We start from the raw sequence: 24,572 nt of genomic DNA, 5'->3' as shown, positions 1-24,572 counted from the left end.
TATTTATTCTTGTTTTCTTATTAATTACTTTTATTAGTACCTAAATAATCTTGTACTGTTCTAAATCCGATGTAACTTCTTGCTGTATCAGCATATTCCCAATCACGAGAACTTACCTCTAAGAAATATGCTACATCTTTCCAAGACCCTCCTCGGATAATTTTTCTTCTATTTTCTTTAATCTCCACATTAGGGTTCATTGTAGACCCCATGTAATAAGACATTTGATTATAAGCTGTATTTGTCCACTCAGAAACATTACCTGCCATATTAAACAATCCATACTCATTAGGATTATAAGACATCGCCTCAACAGTATATAAAGCTCCATCTGCAGCATAGTCTCCACGAACTGGTTTAAAGTTTGCTAAGAAGCAGCCTCTATCACTTGTCGTACTTGGTCCACCCCAAGGGTATTTACCATAATCTAGTCCTCCACGTGCAGCATACTCCCATTCAGCTTCTGTTGGTAATCTGAATGCTGGTACTAAACCTAATTTCTGTTTTGATCGTTGGAAGTTATTTTTTGTTTGAGTTCTCCAGTGACAGAATGCTTTTGCTTGATTCCAAGTAACTCCTACTACTGGATAGTTTTCGTAAGCTTTGTGACCAAAGTATTCTTGGTGCATTGGGTCATTGTACGAATAGTTAAAATCTTTAATCCATACTGTCGTATCTGGATATACATTTATAACTTCATCTCTTAAGAAATCTTTTCTATTTTTACCAGTTCTTGCAGCCGCCTCATTATCAAACCAATAATACCTATAGTTTAATAGTTTTGTATTAAATGTTCTTATTCCATTTAAGGCTTCATCTTTCTTAATATATAGAGAATCCATTACTTCAACATAGTCTGCATCTGGATATTCTTGAGAATCCCAAATAAGTTCTTCTTCCCAATTTAATGGTTTCAATGAATCTAGTCCTTCACCTAACTCATAGTAGTTTTCACGCATGTATTTCTCATACGGAGTTTCATTTACTGTGTCTTTTGATGCGAAAGCATATAACTGAATCCCTTGTACATTTTTACCTGTAGCTTCAGCATCCTCTCCTCCTAAAGAAGCAAAATCTGCTTGGTAAGCTAATTTAGTTCTTGTAATAGAGTCTCTAACCCAATGAACAAATGCTTTGTACTCACTATTAGTTATTTCTGTTTCATCCATGTAGAATGGCTGTACAGTAACCGTTTTAGTTGGAGCATTCATAGCCCCCATAGGGTCTTCATCTTGTTTCCCCATAGTGAAAGATCCTCCTGGAATTTTGGCCATACCGTATGGTTTCTCTGCAAACCATTTTCTTTTTGACTTTACTCCTACCAATTCTCCTCTATCTCCACTTGAACCACAAGAGTAGATGATAGATGCTAACAATGCAAGTACTGTTATTTTTTTCATATTATATCTTTCTTATATAAAGAGGCGTAAACCTATTATTTTTTTTATTAAAAAACAATTACGAGTTATTATTTTTTACAGAACATACAACTTTCTCCTAAACAAGCTTTTGCAAAGCTTTATACCACCTTTCTGGTGTTTTTTGCTGCAACGCCTGTTCATAATCTCGATAGTTACATGGTATTAACGCATGTCTTTTGTGTTTATTATTTGATATTAAGTTTATTTCCATCCACCAACGCCCACTTTTATCACTCTTATAGAAATTTATGGGGTCATCATCATTCAAAAGTACTGTAAACTTTTGGTAACTTTCTTTTGTGACAAATGGATAATCTTTAGCTCTTGAGTTTACCCCTTCTATAAAGTACCAAATCACTTGAGCTATTAAATTTGCTGTCTGGCAATTTGAATCTAGCTTACTATTATACTCATATATTCCAAAGGATGTTACTTTATCGCTAATTCCTGCATAACGAGCAATAGCACACACTTCCTCTCCATAAAAACCATTTGGTGAGGCATTTTTATTCCCAGGTGCTTCACTTTGTCGAACACTTCCAATATCAATACTTACAACATCTGCATCACGCATTATAGGCTCTACTAAAGTTACATCCTTTACTTGCCCTAACCTGTAAGCATCAAAATATAATTTATCTAATAAATCTATTTCTTCTTGTGAATTGAAATATGTTTGATAACCTATATTACTAAAATTGAACAAATTGTTTGGTTGTTCCATAACAATTCTACTCACGTATGACCTTGAACTTAGCTCGTCTTCTAATGTTCCTAAATCAAATCGGCTATCTACAGCGACTAGATTAACTGTTTGTTCTAACTCATCATAAGCCCTATAATTCGCATAAGTTAAATCTTGCCCTCCCCCAATTATAATTGGAAGTATATTTTTTTTCAGTAAAAATGCTATTGATGATTTAACAGCAAAATAAGTATCTTCTAGTGTATTCCCTTTCTCTATATTCCCAAGATCTGCTATACGTGTATGCCAATTACCTGGAAATAACTGATATAAATGCTTACGTATTTCGTATAGTTCTTTACCAGTACCAAAATTACCTATCGCACCTCTATCATCTTTAACTCCTAAAACAGCTATAGAAACTTCCGTTAAATCTGGGAAACCACCTTGAACAGTATGAAGCTGAATATTCCTACCTAATACAGCAGAAGACTGTAAAACTACATGAGCAGCTACAGAATCTTCAACAGGGGTAAAGAAGTCTATATTCATTGATAAGGGGAATTTAAGGGTCGCAATATACTAAACTATTTTTTTTCTGAAAGCTTCTTTATTTTTTTTTGGCAGCTTTCTTTTTGGTTGTTTTTTTCTTAGGTGTTTTCGCCTCTATCATTTTAACAGCCTCTTCTTGTGTTAGCTTTTCTATTTCTGTGGTTTTAGGAAGCTCTATTTTTATTTTTCCTTTTATTACATTAAAGCGCCCCCAACGTGCTTTTTCAACACGAATACCAACTTCTTCAAAATTATGTATTAATTTTTCGCGTTCTTTTCGCTTTTTATCTTCTATCAATTCTTCTAAATCACCTTGACTTAAATTATCAAAATCGTACTTTTTATTGACATTGATAAAAATAGAATTCCATTTAATAAAAGGCCCAAAGCGCCCAACTCCTTTTTGAATTGGCATACCTTCGTATTCTCCAATAGGTGCATCTGCTTTCCGTTTTGCTTCTATTAGTTCGATAGCTCTATCCATGTCTACTGACATTGGGTTTTCTCCTTTGTCTAACGACACATACTTGCCATCAAACTTAATGTAAGGGCCAAATCTTCCGTTAGCTACAATTACCTCTTTTTCTTCATAATCCCCCAATGTTTTTGGCAACTTAAATAAATCCATCGCCTCTTCGTAGGTAATTGAATTCATGGTTTGGTCTCCTTGTAAGCTAGCAAAACGAGGTTTTTCTTCGTCTGTCGCTTCTCCTATTTGTACCATTGCTCCATAACGCCCTAAACGCACATATACATTTTTACCGCTTTCTGGATCAACTCCTAACAAACGTTCTCCTTTTGCTCTTTCAGCATTTTCAGCAACATCTTCTACAACTACATGAAAGTTTTTATAGAAATCTTTAATCATCGCTGTCCAATCTTCTTTTCCTTCAGCAATATCATCAAACTCATTTTCTACTTTGGCTGTAAAACCATAGTCTAAAATAGTATCGAAATTAGCTACTAAGAAATCGTTTACAATGTTCCCAATATCTGTTGGAACCAATTTTCCTTTATCAGAACCTACTCTTTCTGTTAAGAGTTGTTCTGACACTGTTTGGTTTGCTAAACTTAATTGTGTGTAATTCCTTTCCTTTCCTTCTACAGTACCTTTTTCTATATATTGTCTTCTTTGAATTGTTGAAATAGTAGGTGCATACGTAGAAGGACGACCAATTCCTAATTCCTCTAAACGTTTTACTAAAGCTGCTTCTGAAAACCTTGCTGATGGTCGTGTATAACGTTCAGTTGCTGTAATTAACTCATTAATTAATTGCTCCTTCACCTTCATCTTAGGTAACATACCTGCTTGTTCCTCTTCTTCATTATCGGTTCCTTCTAAATATACTTTTAAGAAACCTTCAAAAGTGATTACCTCTCCGTTTGCAGTAAATTGCTTCTTGTTTTTATTGTTGTCTATTTTTACAACAGTACGTTCTAATTGTGCTTCACTCATTTGTGAGGCTAGTGTACGTTTCCAAATTAAGCTATAGAGTCTTGTTTGATCGTATTCACCTGTAATTTCATGATTCTCCATATTGGTTGGACGAATCGCCTCGTGTGCTTCTTGTGCTCCTTTTGATTTCGTAGAAAAATTACGTGGCTTGCTATATTCTTCACCATAAGAAGCAATGATTTCAGCCTGAGCAGCATTTTTTGCATCATCAGATAAGTTCACACTATCTGTTCTCATATAGGTTATCAACCCTGCTTCATACAAACGTTGTGCTACCATCATTGTTTTAGCAACAGGAAAACCTAACTTTCTTGATGCTTCCTGTTGTAAGGTAGATGTTGTAAATGGTGGTGCTGGAGATTTTTTTGCTGGTTTTTTTTGTAAATCTGCTACAGAAAATTCTGCATCTAAACACGAGTTCAAGAAGTCTTCTGCTTCTTTTTTTGTTGAGAAATTCTTTGCAAGTTTAGCTTTAAATTTTTTGCCTTCTGCATTTACAAACTCTGCATCAACTCTATAAGAAGCCACAGGAGTGAACCCTTCTATTTCTCTTTCACGCTCTACAATTAAACGTACTGCTACCGATTGTACTCTACCTGCAGATAGTCCTGGTTTTACTTTTCTCCACAAAACAGGAGACAACTCATACCCTACAATTCTATCTAACACACGTCGTGCTTGTTGTGCATCAACTAGATTATAATTAATTGTACGCGGATTTTCAATTGCTTTTAAAATCGCCTTTTTAGTAATAGAATTAAAAACAATACGTTTTGTATTCTCATCTTTTAACTTTAATTGTTCCGCTAAGTGCCATGCAATTGCCTCTCCCTCGCGGTCTTCATCGGATGCTAACCAAACAGTTTCTGCTTTTTTTGCTAAATCTTTCAGTTTTTTTACCACTGCTTTTTTATCAGTAGAAACTATATATTTCGGTTTAAAATCTCCTTCTACATTTACACCTAATTCCTTAGATGGTAAGTCTGCAATGTGTCCAAAACTCGATTCAACCCGAAAGTCCTTTCCTAAAAACTTCTCTATCGTTTTCGCTTTAGCAGGTGACTCAACTATTACTAAATTTTTTGCCATACGTCTTATATCTCTTATCTCATTTTATACCTTATTAATATAGGCATAATTCAGTTTGCAAAAGTATATAGTTTTTTTTTAATGAATCATTTTTAACAAAATTTTACTTTTTCTTAAAAAAACTATCCATGTCAATTTGTCACAAATTACACATTTTGGTTGTATCTTTGCTCCCTATATTTAGTACGATTTTAGGATTTATGGAACACGTAGAGAAAGTAATTGATGAGAAGAAACAAGGGAAAGCCCTTGTTACAGAACACAAAGAAGGAAACAGCAAAAAACTTTTTATTGAAAGTTATGGTTGTCAAATGAACATGAACGATAGCGAGATTGTGGCGTCAATTTTAGCTGAACAAGGTTTTAATACTACTCAAAACCTTGAAGATGCAGATTTGGTATTGGTAAACACTTGCTCTATTCGTGAAAAAGCAGAAACCACTGTTCGTAACAGACTTCAAAAATACAACGCTGTTAAAAAAACAAATCCAACTATGAAAGTTGGTGTGTTAGGTTGTATGGCTGAACGATTAAAAGAGAAATTTTTAGAGGAAGAGAAAATTGTCGACTTAGTTGTAGGACCAGACGCATATCGTGATTTACCTAATTTGATAGAAGAGGTAGATGCAGGTCGTGATGCTGTAAATGTAATTTTATCGAAAGAAGAAACCTATGCTGATGTTTCTCCTGTTCGTTTAAACTCTAACGGAGTTTCTGCATTTGTATCAATTACTCGTGGTTGTGATAACATGTGTACATTCTGTGTGGTTCCTTTTACTCGTGGTCGTGAACGTAGTCGTGACCCAAAGAGTATTATTGAAGAAATCCGTAGTATGCAAGAAAATAATTTTAAAGAAATTACCTTATTGGGTCAGAATGTAGATTCTTACTTATGGTATGGTGGTGGATTGAAAAAAGATTTTAAGAAAGCTTCAGAATTAGCACAAGCTTCAGCTGTAGGTTTCGCTCAGTTATTAGATATGTGCGCTACTGAATTTCCTAAAATGCGTTTTCGCTTTTCTACATCTAATCCTCAAGACATGACCTTGGATGTAATTCATATAATGGCTAAACATCAAAACATTTGTAAGTACATTCATTTACCAGTCCAAAGTGGAAGTAATACCATGTTAAAAGCCATGAACCGCCAACATACTCGCGAAGAATACATGGAGTTAGTTAACAACATTTATAAAATTATTCCTGAAATGGCTTTAAGTCAAGATATGATTGCTGGTTTCTGTGGAGAAACAGAACAAGATCATCAAGATACTTTAGACCTAATGCGCCATGTAAAATATAGTTTCGGTTTTATGTTTGCGTACTCTGAAAGACCAGGGACTTTAGCCGCTAAAAAAATGGAAGATGACGTTCCTTTAGCTATCAAAAAACGTCGTTTACAGGAAATCATCGATTTACAACAAGAACACAGTTTATACAGAACCAAAGAAAATATTGGTCAAGTTCAAGAAGTTTTAATCGAAGGAACTTCAAAGAGAAACGAAAACGAATGGAAAGGTCGTAATACACAAAACACCGTTGTTGTTTTTCCTAAAGAAAACTATAAAATGGGCGATTTTGTAAATGTAAAAATTGAAGATTGTACTTCAACTACTTTAAAAGGTACCGCTGTTGGATATTCTGACAATAATTAATTTGTAGAAAAAGAGTCAAGAGAAAAGAAAAAAGATACAATCTTTTCTCTCTATTCTTTTTTTCTCTATTCTAAAAAAAGAAATGGAAAATTTACAAGCTATAAAACAACGCTTTGGCATTATCGGTAACGATGTTCAGCTCAATCGCGCAATTGAAAAGTCGATTCGAGTAGCCCCTACTGATATTTCGGTATTAGTTACTGGTGAAAGTGGTGTTGGAAAAGAAAACATTCCGAAGATAATTCATCAATTATCACACAGAAAACACGCAAAATATATTGCTGTAAACTGTGGCGCTATCCCTGAAGGAACTATTGATAGTGAATTATTCGGGCATGAAAAAGGAGCTTTTACAGGAGCTACGCAGACTAGAAAAGGATATTTTGAAGTTGCTGATGGTGGCACTATCTTTTTAGATGAAGTTGGAGAACTACCATTAACAACTCAAGTACGCTTGCTACGTGTGTTAGAAAATGGAGAGTTTATAAAAGTAGGCTCTTCTCAAGTGCAAAAAACAAATGTTCGTATTGTAGCTGCTACCAATGTAAATATGCACGAGGCTATTTCTAAAGAAAAATTTCGTGAAGATTTATACTATCGTTTAAGCACTATAGAAATCCCATTGCCTCCTTTAAGGGAACGTGGAGAGGACATACATTTGTTATTTAGAAAATTTGCTGCAGATTTTGCACAGAAATATCGAATGCCAACTATACGATTGGATGAAAACGCAGTAAAAATTTTATTAAACTATCGTTTCCCTGGCAATATTCGTCAATTAAAAAATATTGCTGAACAAGTATCAATCGTTGAAGAAGACAGATTAATTACTCCTGAAAAGCTAGTTCAATATTTACCAGAAAATCGTAGTAATTTACCTGCTGTAGTCGGAGGTAAAACTGTAAATCAATCAGATTTTGCTAACGAACGAGATATCATGTATAAAATCTTGTTTGATATGCGTAACGACATTAATGATCTAAAAAAACTAACGTTAGACTTAATGCAAAATGATGATTCTGAACAAGTTCAAGAAGACAATCATCGTTTAATTGAACGTATATATCAAGATCAAGAATTGTCAGAAGCTTCAAATATTGAAGTAGTACAAATACCTAAATCATCTTCTCACCAAAGTGAGTATGATTATGCGGAAACTATTGAGGAAGATGAAAGTTTATCATTGCAAGAAAAAGAAATTGAAATGATAAAAAAATCTCTTGAAAAAAATAACGGAAAACGTAAATTAGCTGCTAAAGAGTTAGGAATTTCTGAAAGAACTTTATACCGAAAAATAAAACAATACGACTTGTAACAGTAGTCGTATACCATTATAAAACTTGAATTGTTTACATTTGATTTTATGAAAAAACTATTTTACATTATTACTTTTATCACCGTAACCACTGTAATGTTAGGTTGTGGAGCATACTCTTTTACAGGAGGAGATACTGGGAATGCAAAAACAATTCAGGTTGATTTTTTCCCTAACCAAGCTCCATTAGTAGAGCCTACTTTAAGTCAAAAATTCACACAAGACTTACAAGATTTATTTACACGCCAAACCAACTTAACTCTGGTTTCTTCTGGTGGTGATTTACATTTTTCAGGTGAAATTGTTGATTACCGTGTTACACCAATGAGTGCCACAGCACAACAAACTGCTGCTCAAAACCGATTAACAATTACTGTAAACGTAAATTTTGTTAACAACTTAAATGAAAAGAAAAATTTTGAAAAACGTTTTTCTTTTTATTACGATTATGGAGCTAACCAACAGTTAACAGGTACTGTGTTAGAAACCGCGTTAGATGAAATTTTAGAACGAATTACACAAGATATTTTTAATGCTTCTGTAGGAGACTGGGGATAATTTTGAAAAAAGACACATACATACAATTATTAGAAAAACCTGAATTAATTTCGCAAGAACATCTTTTAGATATCACTGCTATTATTCAAGAATATCCTTATTTTCAATCTGCTAGAGCCCTTCGTTTAAAAATTTTAAAGAATCAAGAAAGCTATAAATATAATAACGAGTTAAAAATAACAGCTTCTCACACTAATGACAGAACTGTTTTATTTGACTTTATTACTTCTGAAGCCTTTAAAGAAACACCTAAAAAAGAAGAAAAAACTAGCTTAAAAGATAAAATTCTCACCAAAAGAAAAACAACAAAAGCTTCAGTTATAGAAGAGGATTTAGCTATAGGAAAACCACTTTATTTTACACAGAAAGAAACGTTTTCTTTTAATCAATGGCTACAATTATCTTCTAAAAAAACTATTGTAAGAACTCCTGATAATACAACTTCGGAAAAGCAACAACAAGAAGCTCCAGTAAAATCTAAACACGAGGCTATTATTGATCGTTTTATTGAAACTACTCCAAAAATATCTCGTCCTAGTAAAACAACAAATACTGTAGATATAAAAGTATCCGAAAATCAACAAAATAATCAATTAGCTACCGAAACCCTAGCTAAGGTATACTTAGAACAGAAGAAATATGACAGTGCTATTCAAGCATATAAAATATTAAGTTTGAAATATCCAGAAAAAAGTGGTTTCTTTGCAGACCAAATTAAAAGAATACAAATTTTACAAAACAATAAATAGATGACAACGTATACTTTACTTTTAGTTTTAATATTGATTGTTGCAATAGCATTAATCTTAATTGTAATGGTTCAAAATCCTAAAGGTGGAGGATTATCTTCATCATTTGGAGGCGGTGGTGCTCAAAATATTGGAGGTGTACAAAATACGAATAGCTTTTTAGACAGAACTACTTGGACATTAGCTATTACTATGTTTGCTTTAATTTTATTAGCAAACTTTGCTATTCCAAGAGGTAACGCAGCTGACGCTCCTCAATTAAATGAAACTTTAAACAATATTGAAACTACAACTACTCCTGCTACACCGGCAGCAACAGATACTGCTAAAGATAGCGCTCAGTAGTTTTTACAAAATACAATATGAAATGCCAACGTAAATGACACGTTGGCATTTTTTTCATTTATAAATCTAGTCAGTTAGAAAAATTGTCAGCAAAAATCTAATGGCATAATTTCTGACAAAACTTAATCAGTAAAAATTAATTTAATCAATCAAAATATATAAAATGGGATTAAACATTAAACCTTTAGCAGACAGAGTTCTTGTTGAACCAGCTGCAGCAGAAACTACTACAGCATCAGGAATTATTATCCCTGACAACGCAAAGGAAAAACCACAAAAAGGTACTGTCGTTGCCATAGGAAACGGAACAAAAGATGAGCCTTTAACTGTTAACGTTGGTGATACTGTTTTATACGGAAAGTACGCTGGTACCGAACTTAAATTAGAAGGAAAAGATTATTTAATCATGAGAGAAAGCGACATCTTCGCTATTATCTAAAAATCGATTCCAACTATTGGCTTTTAGCCTTTAGACACAACTTTAATAAATTAATAATTTTTAGCTAGCACCCAAGTGCTAATAGCTATAAACTAAAAACAACAAATATGGCAAAAGATATAAAGTTTGATGTAGACGCTCGTGACGGATTAAAACGTGGTGTAGATGCATTAGCAAATGCAGTAAAAGTAACCCTAGGACCTAAAGGGCGTAACGTTATTATTTCTAAATCATTCGGAGCTCCTCACGTAACCAAAGATGGTGTTACTGTAGCTAAAGAAGTAGAGTTAGAAGATGAGTTAGAAAACATGGGGGCTCAAATGGTTAAAGAAGTGGCTTCTAAAACTAACGATTTAGCTGGTGATGGTACTACAACTGCTACTGTATTAGCGCAAGCAATTGTAAAAGAAGGATTAAAAAACGTTGCTGCGGGCGCTAATCCAATGGATTTAAAACGCGGTATTGATAAAGCTGTTGCTGCTATTACCAAAGACTTAACAAAACAATCAAAAGAAGTTGGTGACTCTTCAGAAAAAATACAACAAGTAGCCTCTATCTCTGCTAATAATGATCAAGTTATTGGCGATTTAATTGCTACTGCTTTTGGTAAAGTTGGTAAAGAAGGTGTTATTACTGTTGAAGAAGCCAAAGGAATGGAAACTTATGTTGACGTTGTTGAAGGAATGCAGTTTGATCGTGGGTATTTATCGCCATACTTTGTAACAGATGCTGATAAAATGATTGCTGATTTAGACAATCCGTATATCTTATTATTTGATAAAAAGATTTCTAACTTACAAGAAATCCTTCCAATTTTAGAGCCTGTTGCACAATCAGGAAAGCCTTTATTAATTATTGCTGAAGATGTTGACGGACAAGCATTGGCTACTTTAGTAGTTAACAAATTACGTGGTGGATTAAAAATCGCTGCTGTAAAAGCTCCTGGGTTTGGTGACCGTAGAAAAGCAATGCTAGAAGACATCGCTATCTTAACTGGTGGTACCGTAATTTCTGAAGAAAGAGGTTTCTCTTTAGAAAATGCTACTTTAGATTTATTAGGAACTGCTGAAACAGTAACTATTGATAAAGATAATACAACTATTGTAAACGGATCTGGAGACGAAGCTCAAATCAAAGCTCGTGTAAACCAAATCAAAGCACAAATTGAAACAACTACTTCTGATTACGATCGTGAAAAATTACAAGAGCGTTTAGCGAAGTTAGCTGGCGGAGTTGCTGTATTATACGTTGGTGCTGCTTCTGAAGTAGAAATGAAAGAAAAGAAAGACCGTGTTGATGATGCTTTACACGCTACAAGAGCTGCTGTAGAGGAAGGAATTGTTGCTGGTGGTGGTGTTGCTTTAGTACGCGCTAAAAAAGTGCTAGAAGCAATTACTACAGAAAACCTAGACGAAACTACAGGTATTCAAATTGTAAATAGAGCTATTGAATCTCCTTTACGTACTATTGTTGAAAATGCTGGTGGTGAAGGTTCTGTTGTAATTAATAAAGTTTTAGAAGAAAATCAAAACTTCGGTTATGATGCTAAATCTGAACAATATGTAGACATGTTAGAAGCTGGTATCATCGATCCTAAAAAAGTAACTCGTGTGGCTTTAGAAAATGCTGCTTCTGTAGCAGGAATGATCTTAACTACTGAGTGTGCTTTAGTAGACATTAAAGAGGATGCCCCTGCTGGCGGTGGAATGCCTCCAATGGGTGGTGGAATGCCAGGAATGATGTAAGTCGAGAAGCTCGACACCTAAATATTTAAAAACCTCGAGAACTTCTCGAGGTTTTTTTATTTGGCGTAGTTTTTGTATATTTTCTACTTTAAATATTTAAAAACTTAATACTATGAAAACAAAAAATTGTTTATTACTGATTATTATCTTTATTTCTTTAAACTTGTCTGCTCAAGAAGAAAAATACCCAAAGGAAAAATCATTTGATATTATAATTAATAACAACGAAATCAAGTCAAACCAATTACTTTTAGATTTTTTACAAAGAGATTCTAGACTTAAAGACATGCAGATAAGTAAATTAATTGATTACCAGAGAAAAAACAACACAAGCAACTTCGAAAACGCAAATACAAGGAAATTAAAAAAATTTGGTAAGCCAAGTCCAACGGTTACTACAATTATTGTTGATAATGAAGTTGTTTTAGGGGACGGTATTAACAGACTTTATCTTTTAGATCAAGTAAGAATGAAAAATATAAATAAAATAACTAGATCTAATCCTAGCTTTGATCAAGAAATTCATATTCATATGCTATAAAAAATAAACCCATGAAAAAAACAATACTCTATCTAGTTCTTTTCTCTAACATATTTACTTTCTCTCAAGAATCTCTTATTACTCAAAGCTATTCTTCTTATTTTGAAAACACTAGAGAAATACCTTTCTTACATATAAATAAAACTACATTTTTAACAGGACAAGAACTTTGGTTTAAAGCTTATATACTTGAGCAAAATTCACAAAGGCTACACCCAACAACATCGAACCTATACGTATCTATTTTTGATTCAGAAGGAAAGTTAAAAACTCAAAAATTAGTACATATTAAAAATGGGCTTGGCAAAGGTAATATTGTATTAGATTCTACTTTTGTAGATAATTCTTATTACATAAAAGCCTCTACAAATTGGATGAAAAACTTCAAAGAAGACAATTCATTCATTCAAAAAATTTCCATCATAAACAGTAATAATAATAATAATAATAATAATGATGATAGCAAAATAATAAAAGAGAATGCTTCATATGAATTTAAACTGTTTCCTGAAGGAGGTCACATCCTTTCCAATACAATTAACAACTTTGGTATTCTAATAAAAAATAAAAACGGAAAAGGAATTAAAATTAACAAAGGAGTAATAAAGAATAACTTAAACGAAATAGTCAAAAACTTCTCCACTAACTCTTTTGGATTGGGTAATACAAATTTATTAATTAGAGAAGGTGAAACTTACGAATTTGAAGCTGTATTAGAGAATGGACAAACTATAAAGTCATCAACCCCGTTACCTAAAAATAAAGGAGTAACTCTTAGAGTTATTAATTCAAATCCAAATTTTTTCTTAATTAATATACTTACAAATAAAAACTCTTTAAATCAACTAAAAAACCGTTCTTTTAAAGTTCTAATTCACAACACAAGAAAATTTATATCTTATAATTTTAATTTTAACTCTAAAGACACTAAATACTCTTTATTTATTAACAAAAACGATATTGATAAAGGAGTTAATATAATCACAGTTTTTGATTATAAAAATACTCCTATTTTAGAGCGACTTATTTTTATTAATTCTCCTTCCCTTTTTACTGATATAAATATAAAAAACACTCCTGATAACTTAAGTGATTCCACCTCTATTCACTTAAAAAACAACACAAATGAAAAGGTTTTCTTAAGTTCTTCTTTTCTTCCTATAAAAACGAAAAGCTATTCCTTTGAAAATAATATAAATACATCTTTTTTATTAAAACCATATATTAAGGGAAACATAGAGAACCCTAGTTATTACTTCAATAACATCAATAATAAAAAACTTAGAGAACTTGACTTATTGTTAATAACACAAGGCTGGAGTAAATATAATTGGTTTGATATATTTAACAACCCTCCTAAAACTAATTATTCATTTGAAAATGGCATCAACATTATTGGAACTCTTTCTAGTTCTTTAAAACAGAAACAGTCACTTTTAATATATTCTTCTAATAATAATATTATTAGGGAGGTTAAAGAAAAAAATCAATTCATATTAAAAAACACATCTATTAAAAAAAATACTTATATAAATTTTGGGATAAAAACTAAAAATAATATTCAAAAAGTATCTCCTTATCTACAGTTTTCTAATACTATTTTAATTGATTCAATCAATAAAAATAATTTGCGTTCTAATAGCTTTAAAAATTTAAGCACTGAATTACCTAACTCTATGTTTGAATTAAAGAAATTTGAAACTTTAGATGAAGTTATAATCAACAAAAAAAAAGATATTAAATCTGAAAACAAACCTTATGGTGCAGCTACAATGCTAACTAGAAAAGTCATCGATAATACAACTATAGCATCAGGTGAAACAATTTTAGATTATTTAAAAAGCAAGAACTACAAAACAACAACAAAAGAGGGGGACCTATATATAAAACCAAGGGGGTTAGGGACATCTACTTCTAACTTATCACAATTAAGAAAAAATACAGGAGGTGATACTTCCATTAGTCCAGTAAACTCTAGAGATCGTCTTAAATTAGACGTACGAGTTTTTTTGGATGAAAACGAAATAAGTTATGACTTATGGATGCTTGAGAGTATTTATCTTAACACAGTAAAAGAGATTTATTATGGTAGAGTTCATGATGTTAGGTCTAATGAACATATTTATATTTACACATTATCTCCAAGAGAATATAGCAAGAATAATACTTCTTCCTTTAGTGAGTATAAAATAGAAAAAGGATTCTCTATCGAAAAAGAATATTACACCTCTGAATATAATTCTTACACAGACAATACTTATAAATATTATGGTGATATCTTTTGGGAACCAAATATAGAAATAAAAGCAAACTCTAAATTTGATTTTAAAATTCCACAGAATTTACAAGAAAAAGTCATTGTTTATATTGAAGGGATTTCTGAGTCTGGAAAACTAATATCTAAAAAATATATTATTTCAAAAAAAACTAATCCATAACAAAAACCTCGAGAAATTTCTCGAGGTTTTTTAGGACGGGTCAGCTTGTTTAAATCTTACGTTCCACAACATAATCAATCATTTGTAGTAGGGAATCTTTATAATCTGAATCTGGAAAATTATTAAGAATAGCCAATGCTTTATTTTTATAGTCATGCATTTTGGCTGTAGTATATTCCAATCCACCATTTTCTTTTACAAATGCAATCACTTCTTTAACTCTTTTTTTGTTGGTATTGTGCCTTTTTACCGAGTTGATTAACCATGATTTTTCTTTTGACGAACAGTTATTCAGCGTATAAATCAACGGAAGTGTCATCTTTTGTTCTTTAATATCAATTCCTGTTGGTTTTCCTATTTTATCTTCAGTATAATCAAATAAATCATCCTTAATTTGAAATGCAACTCCAATATACTCTCCAAACTTGCGCATCTGTTGCACTGTTTCATTTTTCGCTCCTACCGATGCAGCACCAATACCGCAACAAGCTGCGATTAGTGTAGCAGTTTTCTGACGGATGATCTCAAAATAAATTTCTTCGGTAATATCAAGTTTACGAGCTTTTTCGATTTGCAATAACTCTCCTTCACTCATCTCACGTACAGCAATGGAAATCAACTTTAACAAATCGAAATCTTCATTATCTATAGAGAGTAATAACCCTTTTGAAAGTAAGTAATCACCTACTAGAACAGCTATTTTATTTTTCCAAAGCGCATTGATTGAGAAAAAACCTCTACGGCGATTACTATCATCAACTACATCATCATGTACCAATGTTGCCGTATGAATTAGTTCTACCACAGATGCTCCACGATATGTACGTTCATCAAAACCGCCATTAGAAACCATTTTTGCGACTAAAAACACAAACATTGGCCGCATTTGTTTTCCTTTTCTACGAACGATATAATAAGTAATTCTGTTTAATAATGGAACTTTAGATAACATCGAATCTTTGAACTTAGTTTCAAAGAGTTCCATTTCTTTAGCAATCGGAAGTTTTATTTGCTCTACTGGCTTCATATAGTAAACAAAAATAAGAATAAAAAATGTTTACTTTTGATTAAAAACAAAATATGAAACATTTAAAAACAAGAGGGGTTATTTTTATTATAATCTGTACCTGATTTATATTGTTTGGTATTTATATTTCTGACAGTAATCAACGCTCTTGTTTAGGGAACCCTGTTATTTTACCGTACACTTTTTTAGGTTTACCTTCTATATTTTTCTTAGGAATATTAGATATAATCGTATTAGCTTTCTCAAAAAAATTAAAACTTTACAAAGCTATTATCGACTTAAGTTTAATGCTAGTCTCTTTTCTTATCGTTTTTCTGTTTATGTAAACCTAGGATTTATTAGCTAACTGCCCACAAGCAGCATCAATATCTTTTCCACGAGAACGACGTACATTTACAACAATATCATTCATTTCAAGATTGGAAATATAATTATTTAAAGCTCTATCTGAAGCTTGTTGAAACTCACCGTCATCTATAGGGTTATACTCTATTAAATTAATTTTACAAGGAACATATTTGCAAAATTGCACCAATGCATCAATATCTTCTTTCCTGTCGTTAATTCCATTCCAAACTACATACTCATAGGTTATTTTTCGATTGGTCTTTTCGTACCAATACTCCAGAGCTTCTTTTAAATCTTTTAAAGGAAAAGTAGAATTAAAAGGCATTATAGATGTTCGAACCTCATCAATGGCTGAATGTAGTGATACTGCTAAATTAAAACGAACTTCATCATCTGCCATTTTTTTAATAATCTTAGGCACGCCTGAAGTTGATACTGTAATTCTACGAGCTGCCATTCCTAAACCTTCTTCTGAAGTTATTTTATCAATAGCTTTAATTACATTGTTATAATTCATTAAAGGCTCTCCCATCCCCATAAAAACAATATTTGAAAGTTTATGGTTATGGTATAGTCTACTTTGTTTATCAATTGCCACAACTTGATCGTAGATTTCATCTGCATTTAAATTACGCATACGTTTTAAACGAGCTGTTGCACAAAATTTACAATCCAAACTACAACCTACTTGACTAGACACACAAGCAGTAGTACGTTTTTCAGTAGGAATCAAAACTGATTCCACAATTAACCCATCATGGAGCTTAATCGCATTTTTTATGGTACCATCATTACTACGCTGCATTGTATCAACTTCAATATGATTAATTACGAAGTTTTCATCTAACATTTTTCGCGTAGCCTTAGATAAACTCGTCATATCATCAAAAGAATGGGCTGCTTTATGCCATAACCATTCGTATACTTGATTACCACGAAAAGCTTTATCTCCATTTTCAACAAAAAAATTACGGAGCTGTTCTTTAGTTAATGCGCGTATGTCTTTCTTCTTTACTATCATCAGGTACAAAAATACACAAAACCTCACAAGTAACTTGTGAGGTTTTGTTTTTGGTTTAAAAAACTATTTTATAAAATTAACATCGCATCTCCATACGAGTAAAATTTATATTTTTCTTTAATTGCTTCTTGGTATGCTTCCATCATAAAATCATGTCCAGCAAATGCAGAAACCATCATCAACAACGTTGATTTTGGTGTATGGAAATTAGTTACCATACAGTTAGCAATACTAAAATCATATGGAGGGAAAATGAACTTATTTGTCCATCCTTCATAAGCATTTAATTCATTGCTTGAAGATACTGATGACTCAATTGTCCTCATCACTGTAGTACCTACTGCACATACTCTTTTTTTCTTTGTTATTGCATTATTTACCATATCTGCACTAACTTGAGGAATAACAATTTGCTCAGAATCCATCTTGTGCTTTGATAAATCTTCAACCTCTACTGGGTTAAAAGTACCTAAACCAACATGTAATGTAGTTTCAGCAAAATCTACTCCTTTAATTTCTAAACGCTTCATTAAGTGTTTAGAGAAATGTAGTCCTGCTGTTGGAGCTGCTACTGCACCTTCGTGCTTCGCAAAAATAGTTTGGTAACGGTCTTCATCTTCTGGCTCTACCTCTCTTTTAATATATTTTGGTAACGGAGTTTCTCCTAATTCGATTAATTTCTTTCTAAATTCTTCGTAAGGGCCATCAAATAAGAAGCGTAATGTTCTTCCACGTGAAGTCGTGTTATCTATAACTTCAGCTACTAAGCTTTCGTCTTCTCCAAAGAATAATTTGTTTCCTATTCTTATTTTTCTTGCTGGGTCTACTAATACATCCCACAAACGATTTTCAGCATTTAATTCGCGTAGTAAAAACACTTCAATACGAGCTCCTGTCTTCTCTTTATTTCCGAACATACGAGCGGGGAAAACCTTCGTATTATTTAACATCATTACATCTCCTTCATCAAAATAATTGATTAAATCTTTAAACAATTTATGTTCGATTTTTTGGGTATCGCGATGTAATACCATTAAACGTGCTTCATCTCTGTGCTCTGAAGGGTACTCTGCCAATAATTCTGGTGGCAATTCAAAACTAAAATTTGATAATTTCATTTGTAAAATTTTCTTAACGGTGGCAAATATACAATTTCAACATAGGCGTTGTCAAGTGATTGTCGTATTATTTTATAGTAACATTCTGAATTCCTATACTAAGCATATCTTTCCAAAAATTTCTATAGGATTTGGTTACTACTTCAGCTTCTAAAATTTCAATAGGAACTTTTAAGGCTAACGGAGCAAATGCCATTGCCATTCGATGATCGTTATAAGTTGCTATTTGAATATTTTCTTTAATTTTTGAAGATGTTTTTAAGTGTAAGCTTTCATTAGTGACTAAAATCTCTGCTCCTAGTTTTGTCAACTCTTCGCGTAGCGCTTCTAAACGATCGGTTTCTTTAATTTTTAACGTATGTAATCCTGATAAATCACAAGCAACCCCTAATCCGAAGCATGTAACTGCAATAGTTTGTGCAATATCTGGAGCATTTTTTAAGTCTTGATTAAGTACAACTGAATTATGCTCTCTCTCTTTTGTTAAAAGAATTGAGTTTTCTTCAAAAGTTGTGACTACACCAAAATGCTTATATATTTCTGACAGACAACTATCTCCTTGTAAACTATCTTTTTTATACGCTGAAAGTTTTACCGAAGCCCCAATCTTACTTAATGCAACAATTGAATAAAAATAGGAAGCGGAACTCCAATCTGATTCTACAACAATTGCCTGTTTTTTTACAGTTGGTTTTGGTTTAATTTTAATAATCTGTCCTTTAAATTCAGTCTCAATTTTTAGTTGATGTAATAACTGTAAGGTCATATTAATATAAGGGATCGATGTAACTTCTCCTACTAATTCAATTTCAAGTCCATTCTCTAAACTTGGAGCAATTAATAGTAATGCTGAAATATATTGACTACTTACGTTTCCGTTAATTGAAACTTTATCCTTTGTTAATCTTTTTCCTAATATTTTAAGTGGCGGATATCCTTCTTTTTTTACGTACTCAATGTCTGCTCCTAAATCACGTAAAGCATCAACCAAAATTTGAATTGGTCGATTGTGCATACGTTCTGACCCTTGTAAGATTTTTACAACTCCTTCTTGTGTTGCAAAAAACGCTGTTAAAAAACGCATGGCAGTTCCTGCATGTCCAATATCAGCAATTGTAACATCTGAAGATAATGCTTCTTGTAAGTGATGTGTATCGTCAGAGTCTGATAAGTTTTCGATTTGTAAATCTGGATATAGTTGTTGTAATATCAACAACCTATTCGACTCACTTTTTGATCCTGAAATGATTATATGGTTCTCCGAATTAAATAGTTCGGTGTTTAATTTTAAATCCATAAAAAACTACTTCGTTTTTTTGTTTACAATATACATACCATAAATGAGTGTAATTATAATTTTACTCAACCAAAAGCGAATCCATTGTTTATTAGCAAAGTGTACATTGTATACTGTTTCAAAATCTCCTGAGAAAATAGCTCCCCCTGTTTTAAAGAATAGAGAAAAAACAGCTACGATTACTAAAAATGGGATTCCTACTTTTAAAACATTAATCCAAAAACTTCCTTTTTGTATATTTTTTATGAGACTCATTTATTTTAGTTTTTCATTATTATGATGACGATCGTGATCTCGTTTCGTTTTAATATCTAACTTCTTATCAAAAGCTTCTTGTAAGTTTACTCCTGTTTGGTTTGCTAAACACAACACTACGAACATTACATCTGCTAATTCTTCTCCTAAATCTTTGTTTTTATCACTTTCTTTCTCACTTTGCTCTCCATAACGACGCGCAATAATTCGAGCTACTTCTCCAACCTCTTCGGTTAGTTGCGCCATATTTGTTAACTCATTAAAGTAACGTACTCCATGATTTTTAATCCAATCATCTACTTGTTTCTGTGCGTCTTGTATATTCATGTTTTCTGCTTTCTTAATTAAATATTCAAAGATAAAAACTTCTATTTCTTAATTGATTCGCCAAGGCGGATTTTTTCTGTATTCTCCTGCTTTAAACAGAATTAATTTATTTCCATCTGGATCTAACAAATGAGCTTCTCTCCATAACCATATTTGGCTTTTAGGTAACTGAGTAAATTGAATTCCTTTTTGTTGTAACTTTTCTACCAATTCATCCAAGTCGTCATCTTCAAAATACAATGTAATCCCTTCTCCTTTAGGTAATTCTTCTACTTGATGAATTGAAAAAGTTGCTTCACCGTCTGGCACTTCAAACCGAACGTATCTAGGGCTTGCATCTACAATTAAATGCAAGCCTAGTTTTTTATAGAACTCTACAGATGTATTTACATCAATAGAAGGTATCGTTACTTGATTTAAGTTCATGCGATTACTTTTTCTCTTTTTACAATTCGTACTAACATTAATAAAAATAACAAACCTATACCTGATAATAGAATCATAAAATTCCATGTATTATCAAACCCAATATTGTCTATTAATTGCATTCCTGAGTTATGACCAAAAATATGCGACATTGAAAAAGCAATGCTGTAGTATGCCATATATTCTCCTTGATTCCCTTTTTTTGCTCGTTCCATCACAAAAGCATTTGAAAAAGGAAACGCAATCATTTCTCCTATTGTCATTAGTAACATTCCTACAATTAAAATTCCAACCCAACCTGTTAAGTTAATAACTACGAAACTTAACCCTGTTAATAACAACCCAAAAAACATTAAAAACTCTTTGGTGTATTTACTTTCTTCTAACCATTTTATAAGTGGCATTTCTAATAAAAATATGAAAAATCCATTAAGCCCCATTAATAACCCTATTTCTAATTCTGTTAAATGATGAACGTCTTTGTAATATAAAGGCATTGTAGAGAAATACTGTAAAAAGATAAAACCGAAAACGAACATCCCTACAAAAAATATCCAAAAAGCTTTGTCTATAAATACTGATTGTGGGTTTTCTACTTTTGCTTCATCTAAAACTTTTGCCTTCTTGGGGTTTAATACATTTACCAATAAAATGGTTGCTAAAATACAAGTAACTCCATCTACCCAAAACAATCCGTTATAATTTAATGAAGTTATAATTAGTCCACCTACTGCAGGTCCTGCTGAAAACCCTAAATTAATAGCCAAACGAATTAACGTTACCGAACGTGTTTTGTTTTCTGGCTTACTGTAAGTATTTAATGCCACAAACATCGCAGGTCTAAAAGTATCTGCTACTAACATTACTAAGAAAATACCTACACAAAAACCTACAAAAGTGCTTACAAATTGTAGCGCTATAAAAAGGATCCCTGTTAAAAACAAACTTGCCTTCATCACTTTGTAAAAACCTATTTTATCGGTTAACTTTCCTCCTAACCAAGACCCTCCAACAGATCCCAATCCAAAGCAAGTCATAATCCAACCTACATCTTTTAGCGTAAAGTTTAGACTTGTGGTTAGATACAATGATAAGAACGGAATTACCATGGTACCTGCTCTATTTATCAAAGTTATTAAAGACAGCCACCAAACCTCGCTAGAGAGCCCTTTAAAGGTGTTTAGATAGTTAAAGTAGAGTTTTTTCATATGTTTATAGTTTAGTTGTTGTTAGTTATAAAAGTAAAAAGTCCGACTTTTCAGTCGGACTTTTTGTAATTATTATATTTTATATACACATAGTTATAATACATACATCGCCCGACCGTTTCTGTGTCTTACCACAGTCGATTTACATTGCTTATATGTATTAAAAATTGTCATTATTATTTCTAGATTGAAGTGTAAAACTAGTAAAAAAACGAATACACTAACATAAAAAGTTTTAAATAATTTCGTAAAGTGTAGGTTTACTAGGTGTTGCATCGTTTTCAAATGGCGCTACCATTAGATTTAAAAAGTAAGTTCCATCTTTTATTTTATTGGGCACATATATAAATTCCGTGATGGTAGCCTGCATTCTAATTGTTCCTTGCGTATTCCAAAAAGCATTATGTGCTAATAATTTTCCTCCATCTTTTTCTTTATCTACCGAAGGTACATCAACTAACAAATGTTCTATCCCTTTTTCTTTTAAATATATGGCTGCCTCTTCTAACAAATACGTTGGATTCGTATTTGAATAACGCATCGATTTTTTGTCTGACAGGTTTGGTAAAGTTCTAATTACAATCGCATCACGCTTTTTATTTCCTAAAACATTTTGTAATTGTTTTTTTGAAATTACAAAATCCTTATTTTTTAACTGTTCTGGAGCGATAGTCACTACTTCAGCTAAAAAGAAAAACCTTGATAGTTCTTTATTTACTGAATAAATTTCTTCTGTTATATGACCAACACATTCGGTATGTGTAATATGCGAATGTGGATTAAACTGTATGTTATTGAAATTTACATCAGCCCCTTTTTGTACACTTCCTACCCAATTTCCATCGGAAACTGGGAAAATTTTTGGATTATCTAAATACCAGGCATTCACATTTTCTTTAGAAGTATCAATAGCTATGGAGATATCTAACGGTTTTGATAAATCTATTTTGTGTTTTCTTGAGTTGTAGTCAATTGTTGCTATCATACTCAAATATACCTAAATTATGAATAACTCACTAGCCAATCCGTCTGCTAAGAATTTTCCTTTTTCTGTAGTCTTCAAAACATTTTTATTAGAACCTGATTGCTCCACTTCATTTTCGAGAACTAATAGACCTTGTTTTAAAAATTTCTCAGCGTTTTTAAGGAGGTTTTTTCTAAACTCTTCCCCGAAATCCTCCTCAATTTTCTCTAACGACACGCCCCAGATGGTTCTTAATCCTGTCATTAAATATTCATTGAATTGATCTTTCTTCGTAAGTTTTTCTTGCTCTAAAGGGAGTTTTCCTTCTTGAATCACTTTTATATATTTTGCGTTATTGGCTACATTCCAGCTACGGTGTGTTTTGTTAAACGAATGTGCAGAAGGACCAATTCCTATATATTTTTTCCCTAACCAGTAACTCGTATTGTGTTTTGAAAAATAATTTGGTTTTCCAAAATTGGAAATTTCATAATGTACGAATCCATTTTTAGCAGTTTCCGCTACCAAAATATCAAAATGTTCTTTTGCTACAGCTTCTTCAACATCAGGATACTTTCCTTGTTTGATAAATGAATCTAACGCTGTTTTAGGTTCAACAGTTAATGCATAGGATGAAATATGATTGATTCCAAAATCAAAAGCAATTTGTAGGTTTTCCTTCCAACGTTCATTACTCATATTCGGGACTCCGTAAATCAGATCAATGGTAATGTTATCAAAACTGCCAGTGGCAGTTGACAGGCATTTTCTAGCCTCTTTCGCATTATGGGCACGATTCATTAACTGCAAATCTTCTTGAAAAAAAGATTGAATTCCAATACTTAAGCGGTTAACAGGAGTTTTAGACAATTGAACTATTTTTTCTTCTGATAAATCATCTGGGTTGGCCTCTAAAGTAATTTCTGGACTCTCAGATACTATATAATTTTGATGAATAGCATCAATCAACAATTGTAACTCGTCAATCGACAATAAACTGGGAGTTCCTCCTCCAAAATAAATCGTTTCTATTACTTCGTTCTGTAGTTCTTCCTTTCTCAATTCTAACTCTTTTACCAAGCAAGCAACTAGCTCTTCTTTCTTTTTTAAAGAGGTAGAAAAGTGAAAATCGCAATAGTAACATGCTTGCTTACAAAACGGGATATGTAGATAAATTCCTGCCAAATCAGTTATCAGTTATCAGTTATCAGTTATCAGTTATCAAGATTACTTATAAATTCTTGTAGTTTTTAATATTGAGAAAAGAATTTTTGATATTTCATCAGCTTTTTTAAACAGCTTTTCATATTCATTCTTATCTATTTCTTCACTGTCTTTCAACAAAGACAACCAATATTTTGTTTCTAAACATTCTTTATAAGCTATCGAAATTTTTGCTGAGAAATCTGCTTTTGAAATTGCTCCGTTCGCTTCTACTACATTTGCTCCAACTGATGTTCCACTTCTTAATATTTGTTTAGATAAAATAAACTCCTTGTTTTCCTTTATTAGTCTTTTACTCAGCTTAACAATTAAAAGAGCAAAATCGTATGACTTATTTTGAAGGGGATTATTCTCTAATTTCATAGCCAT

At 32.2% G+C, this 24,572-nt stretch carries 23 protein-coding genes; 9 read left to right on the top strand and 14 right to left on the bottom strand.

The window, feature by feature from the left end:
* Positions 1-20 precede the first annotated feature (20 nt).
* The 3 genes from porK to topA all read right to left on the bottom strand — a co-directional run bounded on the left by porK (position 21) and on the right by topA (position 5,203).
* Positions 21-1,400: a T9SS ring complex lipoprotein PorK/GldK gene (porK, locus tag C7448_RS04520; RefSeq protein WP_115900182.1), complete on the bottom strand. Its 1,380-nt coding sequence runs from the start codon at positions 1,398-1,400 to the stop codon at positions 21-23.
* Positions 1,401-1,497: 97 nt separating this feature from the next.
* Complete coding sequence (locus C7448_RS04515; protein WP_115900181.1) at positions 1,498-2,658, bottom strand: formimidoylglutamase; 1,161 nt, start codon at positions 2,656-2,658, stop codon at positions 1,498-1,500.
* Positions 2,659-2,716: 58 nt separating this feature from the next.
* Entirely contained in the window at positions 2,717-5,203 is a 2,487-nt protein-coding gene (topA, locus tag C7448_RS04510; RefSeq protein WP_115900180.1) for a type I DNA topoisomerase, read from the bottom strand.
* Positions 5,204-5,403: 200 nt separating this feature from the next.
* Here topA and miaB point away from each other — a divergent pair, with 200 nt between their 5' ends.
* The 9 genes from miaB to C7448_RS04465 all read left to right on the top strand — a co-directional run bounded on the left by miaB (position 5,404) and on the right by C7448_RS04465 (position 14,988).
* Positions 5,404-6,858, top strand: coding sequence for a tRNA (N6-isopentenyl adenosine(37)-C2)-methylthiotransferase MiaB (gene miaB, locus C7448_RS04505; protein ID WP_115900179.1), 1,455 nt, complete (start codon positions 5,404-5,406; stop codon positions 6,856-6,858).
* An 82-nt stretch (positions 6,859-6,940) separates the two neighbouring features.
* Positions 6,941-8,173 (top strand): sigma-54 interaction domain-containing protein, encoded by a 1,233-nt coding sequence (locus C7448_RS04500; RefSeq protein ID WP_115900178.1) that lies wholly within the window; start codon positions 6,941-6,943, stop codon positions 8,171-8,173.
* A 48-nt stretch (positions 8,174-8,221) separates the two neighbouring features.
* Positions 8,222-8,731 carry an LptE family protein gene (locus tag C7448_RS04495; protein ID WP_115900177.1) on the top strand — a complete coding sequence of 170 codons (510 nt, stop codon included), beginning with the start codon at positions 8,222-8,224 and terminating at the stop codon, positions 8,729-8,731.
* A 2-nt stretch (positions 8,732-8,733) separates the two neighbouring features.
* On the top strand, positions 8,734-9,480 hold the full coding sequence (locus C7448_RS04490) for a hypothetical protein (protein WP_115900176.1): 747 nt from the start codon (positions 8,734-8,736) through the stop codon (positions 9,478-9,480).
* Positions 9,481-9,825 carry a preprotein translocase subunit SecG gene (gene secG, locus C7448_RS04485; protein ID WP_047788559.1) on the top strand — a complete coding sequence of 115 codons (345 nt, stop codon included), beginning with the start codon at positions 9,481-9,483 and terminating at the stop codon, positions 9,823-9,825. It begins immediately after the preceding gene.
* A 163-nt stretch (positions 9,826-9,988) separates the two neighbouring features.
* On the top strand, positions 9,989-10,264 hold the full coding sequence (locus C7448_RS04480; RefSeq protein ID WP_115900175.1) for a co-chaperone GroES: 276 nt from the start codon (positions 9,989-9,991) through the stop codon (positions 10,262-10,264).
* A gap of 107 nt (positions 10,265-10,371) precedes the next feature.
* Positions 10,372-12,009, top strand: coding sequence for a chaperonin GroEL (groL, locus tag C7448_RS04475; RefSeq protein ID WP_115900174.1), 1,638 nt, complete (start codon positions 10,372-10,374; stop codon positions 12,007-12,009).
* Positions 12,010-12,121: 112 nt separating this feature from the next.
* Positions 12,122-12,550: a hypothetical protein gene (locus tag C7448_RS04470; RefSeq protein ID WP_115900173.1), complete on the top strand. Its 429-nt coding sequence runs from the start codon at positions 12,122-12,124 to the stop codon at positions 12,548-12,550.
* Between the two features lie 11 nt (positions 12,551-12,561).
* Entirely contained in the window at positions 12,562-14,988 is a 2,427-nt protein-coding gene (locus C7448_RS04465; RefSeq protein WP_115900172.1) for a hypothetical protein, read from the top strand.
* A 49-nt stretch (positions 14,989-15,037) separates the two neighbouring features.
* Here C7448_RS04465 and C7448_RS04460 read toward each other — a convergent pair whose 3' ends face one another.
* The 11 genes from C7448_RS04460 to C7448_RS04410 all read right to left on the bottom strand — a co-directional run bounded on the left by C7448_RS04460 (position 15,038) and on the right by C7448_RS04410 (position 24,566).
* Complete coding sequence (locus C7448_RS04460; RefSeq protein WP_115900171.1) at positions 15,038-16,015, bottom strand: polyprenyl synthetase family protein; 978 nt, start codon at positions 16,013-16,015, stop codon at positions 15,038-15,040.
* A 328-nt stretch (positions 16,016-16,343) separates the two neighbouring features.
* Entirely contained in the window at positions 16,344-17,384 is a 1,041-nt protein-coding gene (rlmN, locus tag C7448_RS04455; RefSeq protein ID WP_211321884.1) for a 23S rRNA (adenine(2503)-C(2))-methyltransferase RlmN, read from the bottom strand.
* Between the two features lie 68 nt (positions 17,385-17,452).
* Entirely contained in the window at positions 17,453-18,502 is a 1,050-nt protein-coding gene (gene queA, locus C7448_RS04450) for a tRNA preQ1(34) S-adenosylmethionine ribosyltransferase-isomerase QueA (protein ID WP_115900170.1), read from the bottom strand.
* 67 nt (positions 18,503-18,569) lie between these two features.
* Entirely contained in the window at positions 18,570-19,799 is a 1,230-nt protein-coding gene (locus tag C7448_RS04445; RefSeq protein ID WP_115900169.1) for a 3-phosphoshikimate 1-carboxyvinyltransferase, read from the bottom strand.
* A 6-nt stretch (positions 19,800-19,805) separates the two neighbouring features.
* Positions 19,806-20,054 carry a hypothetical protein gene (locus tag C7448_RS04440; protein WP_115900168.1) on the bottom strand — a complete coding sequence of 83 codons (249 nt, stop codon included), beginning with the start codon at positions 20,052-20,054 and terminating at the stop codon, positions 19,806-19,808.
* Positions 20,055-20,381, bottom strand: a complete 327-nt coding sequence (locus tag C7448_RS04435) for a nucleotide pyrophosphohydrolase (RefSeq protein ID WP_086031186.1) — start codon at positions 20,379-20,381, stop codon at positions 20,055-20,057.
* Between the two features lie 48 nt (positions 20,382-20,429).
* Entirely contained in the window at positions 20,430-20,807 is a 378-nt protein-coding gene (locus C7448_RS04430; protein ID WP_115900167.1) for a VOC family protein, read from the bottom strand.
* Positions 20,804-22,015 carry an MDR family MFS transporter gene (locus C7448_RS04425; protein ID WP_115900166.1) on the bottom strand — a complete coding sequence of 404 codons (1,212 nt, stop codon included), beginning with the start codon at positions 22,013-22,015 and terminating at the stop codon, positions 20,804-20,806. The genes C7448_RS04430 and C7448_RS04425 overlap by 4 nt, the downstream gene beginning before the upstream one ends.
* A gap of 235 nt (positions 22,016-22,250) precedes the next feature.
* Positions 22,251-23,000, bottom strand: coding sequence for a cyclase family protein (locus C7448_RS04420; protein ID WP_115900165.1), 750 nt, complete (start codon positions 22,998-23,000; stop codon positions 22,251-22,253).
* 12 nt (positions 23,001-23,012) lie between these two features.
* Positions 23,013-24,164, bottom strand: a complete 1,152-nt coding sequence (gene hemW, locus C7448_RS04415; protein WP_115900164.1) for a radical SAM family heme chaperone HemW — start codon at positions 24,162-24,164, stop codon at positions 23,013-23,015.
* A gap of 42 nt (positions 24,165-24,206) precedes the next feature.
* Positions 24,207-24,566: a four helix bundle protein gene (locus C7448_RS04410; protein WP_115900614.1), complete on the bottom strand. Its 360-nt coding sequence runs from the start codon at positions 24,564-24,566 to the stop codon at positions 24,207-24,209.
* Positions 24,567-24,572 lie beyond the last annotated feature (6 nt).

Origin of the sequence: Tenacibaculum gallaicum, from assembly GCF_003387615.1 — a bacterium.
GTDB lineage: Bacteria > Bacteroidota > Bacteroidia > Flavobacteriales > Flavobacteriaceae > Polaribacter > Polaribacter gallaicus.
This window is presented reverse-complemented; position numbering and strand designations above follow the sequence as displayed.

What these genes read in the sequence shown, in the direction of transcription:
- C7448_RS04495 (WP_115900177.1), top strand. Translation starts at nt 8,222, where the DNA reads ATGAAAAAACTATTTTACATTATTACTTTTATCACCGTAACCACTGTA.
- groL (WP_115900174.1), top strand. Translation starts at nt 10,372, where the DNA reads ATGGCAAAAGATATAAAGTTTGATGTAGACGCTCGTGACGGATTAAAA.
- C7448_RS04440 (WP_115900168.1), bottom strand. Translation starts at nt 20,054, where the DNA reads ATGAGTCTCATAAAAAATATACAAAAAGGAAGTTTTTGGATTAATGTT.
- topA (WP_115900180.1), bottom strand. Translation starts at nt 5,203, where the DNA reads ATGGCAAAAAATTTAGTAATAGTTGAGTCACCTGCTAAAGCGAAAACG.
- queA (WP_115900170.1), bottom strand. Translation starts at nt 18,502, where the DNA reads ATGAAATTATCAAATTTTAGTTTTGAATTGCCACCAGAATTATTGGCA.
- C7448_RS04500 (WP_115900178.1), top strand. Translation starts at nt 6,941, where the DNA reads ATGGAAAATTTACAAGCTATAAAACAACGCTTTGGCATTATCGGTAAC.
- secG (WP_047788559.1), top strand. Translation starts at nt 9,481, where the DNA reads ATGACAACGTATACTTTACTTTTAGTTTTAATATTGATTGTTGCAATA.
- C7448_RS04460 (WP_115900171.1), bottom strand. Translation starts at nt 16,015, where the DNA reads ATGAAGCCAGTAGAGCAAATAAAACTTCCGATTGCTAAAGAAATGGAA.
- C7448_RS04480 (WP_115900175.1), top strand. Translation starts at nt 9,989, where the DNA reads ATGGGATTAAACATTAAACCTTTAGCAGACAGAGTTCTTGTTGAACCA.
- C7448_RS04425 (WP_115900166.1), bottom strand. Translation starts at nt 22,015, where the DNA reads ATGAAAAAACTCTACTTTAACTATCTAAACACCTTTAAAGGGCTCTCT.
- C7448_RS04435 (WP_086031186.1), bottom strand. Translation starts at nt 20,381, where the DNA reads ATGAATATACAAGACGCACAGAAACAAGTAGATGATTGGATTAAAAAT.
- miaB (WP_115900179.1), top strand. Translation starts at nt 5,404, where the DNA reads ATGGAACACGTAGAGAAAGTAATTGATGAGAAGAAACAAGGGAAAGCC.
- C7448_RS04420 (WP_115900165.1), bottom strand. Translation starts at nt 23,000, where the DNA reads ATGATAGCAACAATTGACTACAACTCAAGAAAACACAAAATAGATTTA.
- C7448_RS04430 (WP_115900167.1), bottom strand. Translation starts at nt 20,807, where the DNA reads ATGAACTTAAATCAAGTAACGATACCTTCTATTGATGTAAATACATCT.
- C7448_RS04470 (WP_115900173.1), top strand. Translation starts at nt 12,122, where the DNA reads ATGAAAACAAAAAATTGTTTATTACTGATTATTATCTTTATTTCTTTA.
- porK (WP_115900182.1), bottom strand. Translation starts at nt 1,400, where the DNA reads ATGAAAAAAATAACAGTACTTGCATTGTTAGCATCTATCATCTACTCT.
- C7448_RS04410 (WP_115900614.1), bottom strand. Translation starts at nt 24,566, where the DNA reads ATGAAATTAGAGAATAATCCCCTTCAAAATAAGTCATACGATTTTGCT.
- C7448_RS04465 (WP_115900172.1), top strand. Translation starts at nt 12,562, where the DNA reads ATGAAAAAAACAATACTCTATCTAGTTCTTTTCTCTAACATATTTACT.
- C7448_RS04445 (WP_115900169.1), bottom strand. Translation starts at nt 19,799, where the DNA reads ATGGATTTAAAATTAAACACCGAACTATTTAATTCGGAGAACCATATA.
- rlmN (WP_211321884.1), bottom strand. Translation starts at nt 17,384, where the DNA reads ATGATAGTAAAGAAGAAAGACATACGCGCATTAACTAAAGAACAGCTC.
- C7448_RS04515 (WP_115900181.1), bottom strand. Translation starts at nt 2,658, where the DNA reads ATGAATATAGACTTCTTTACCCCTGTTGAAGATTCTGTAGCTGCTCAT.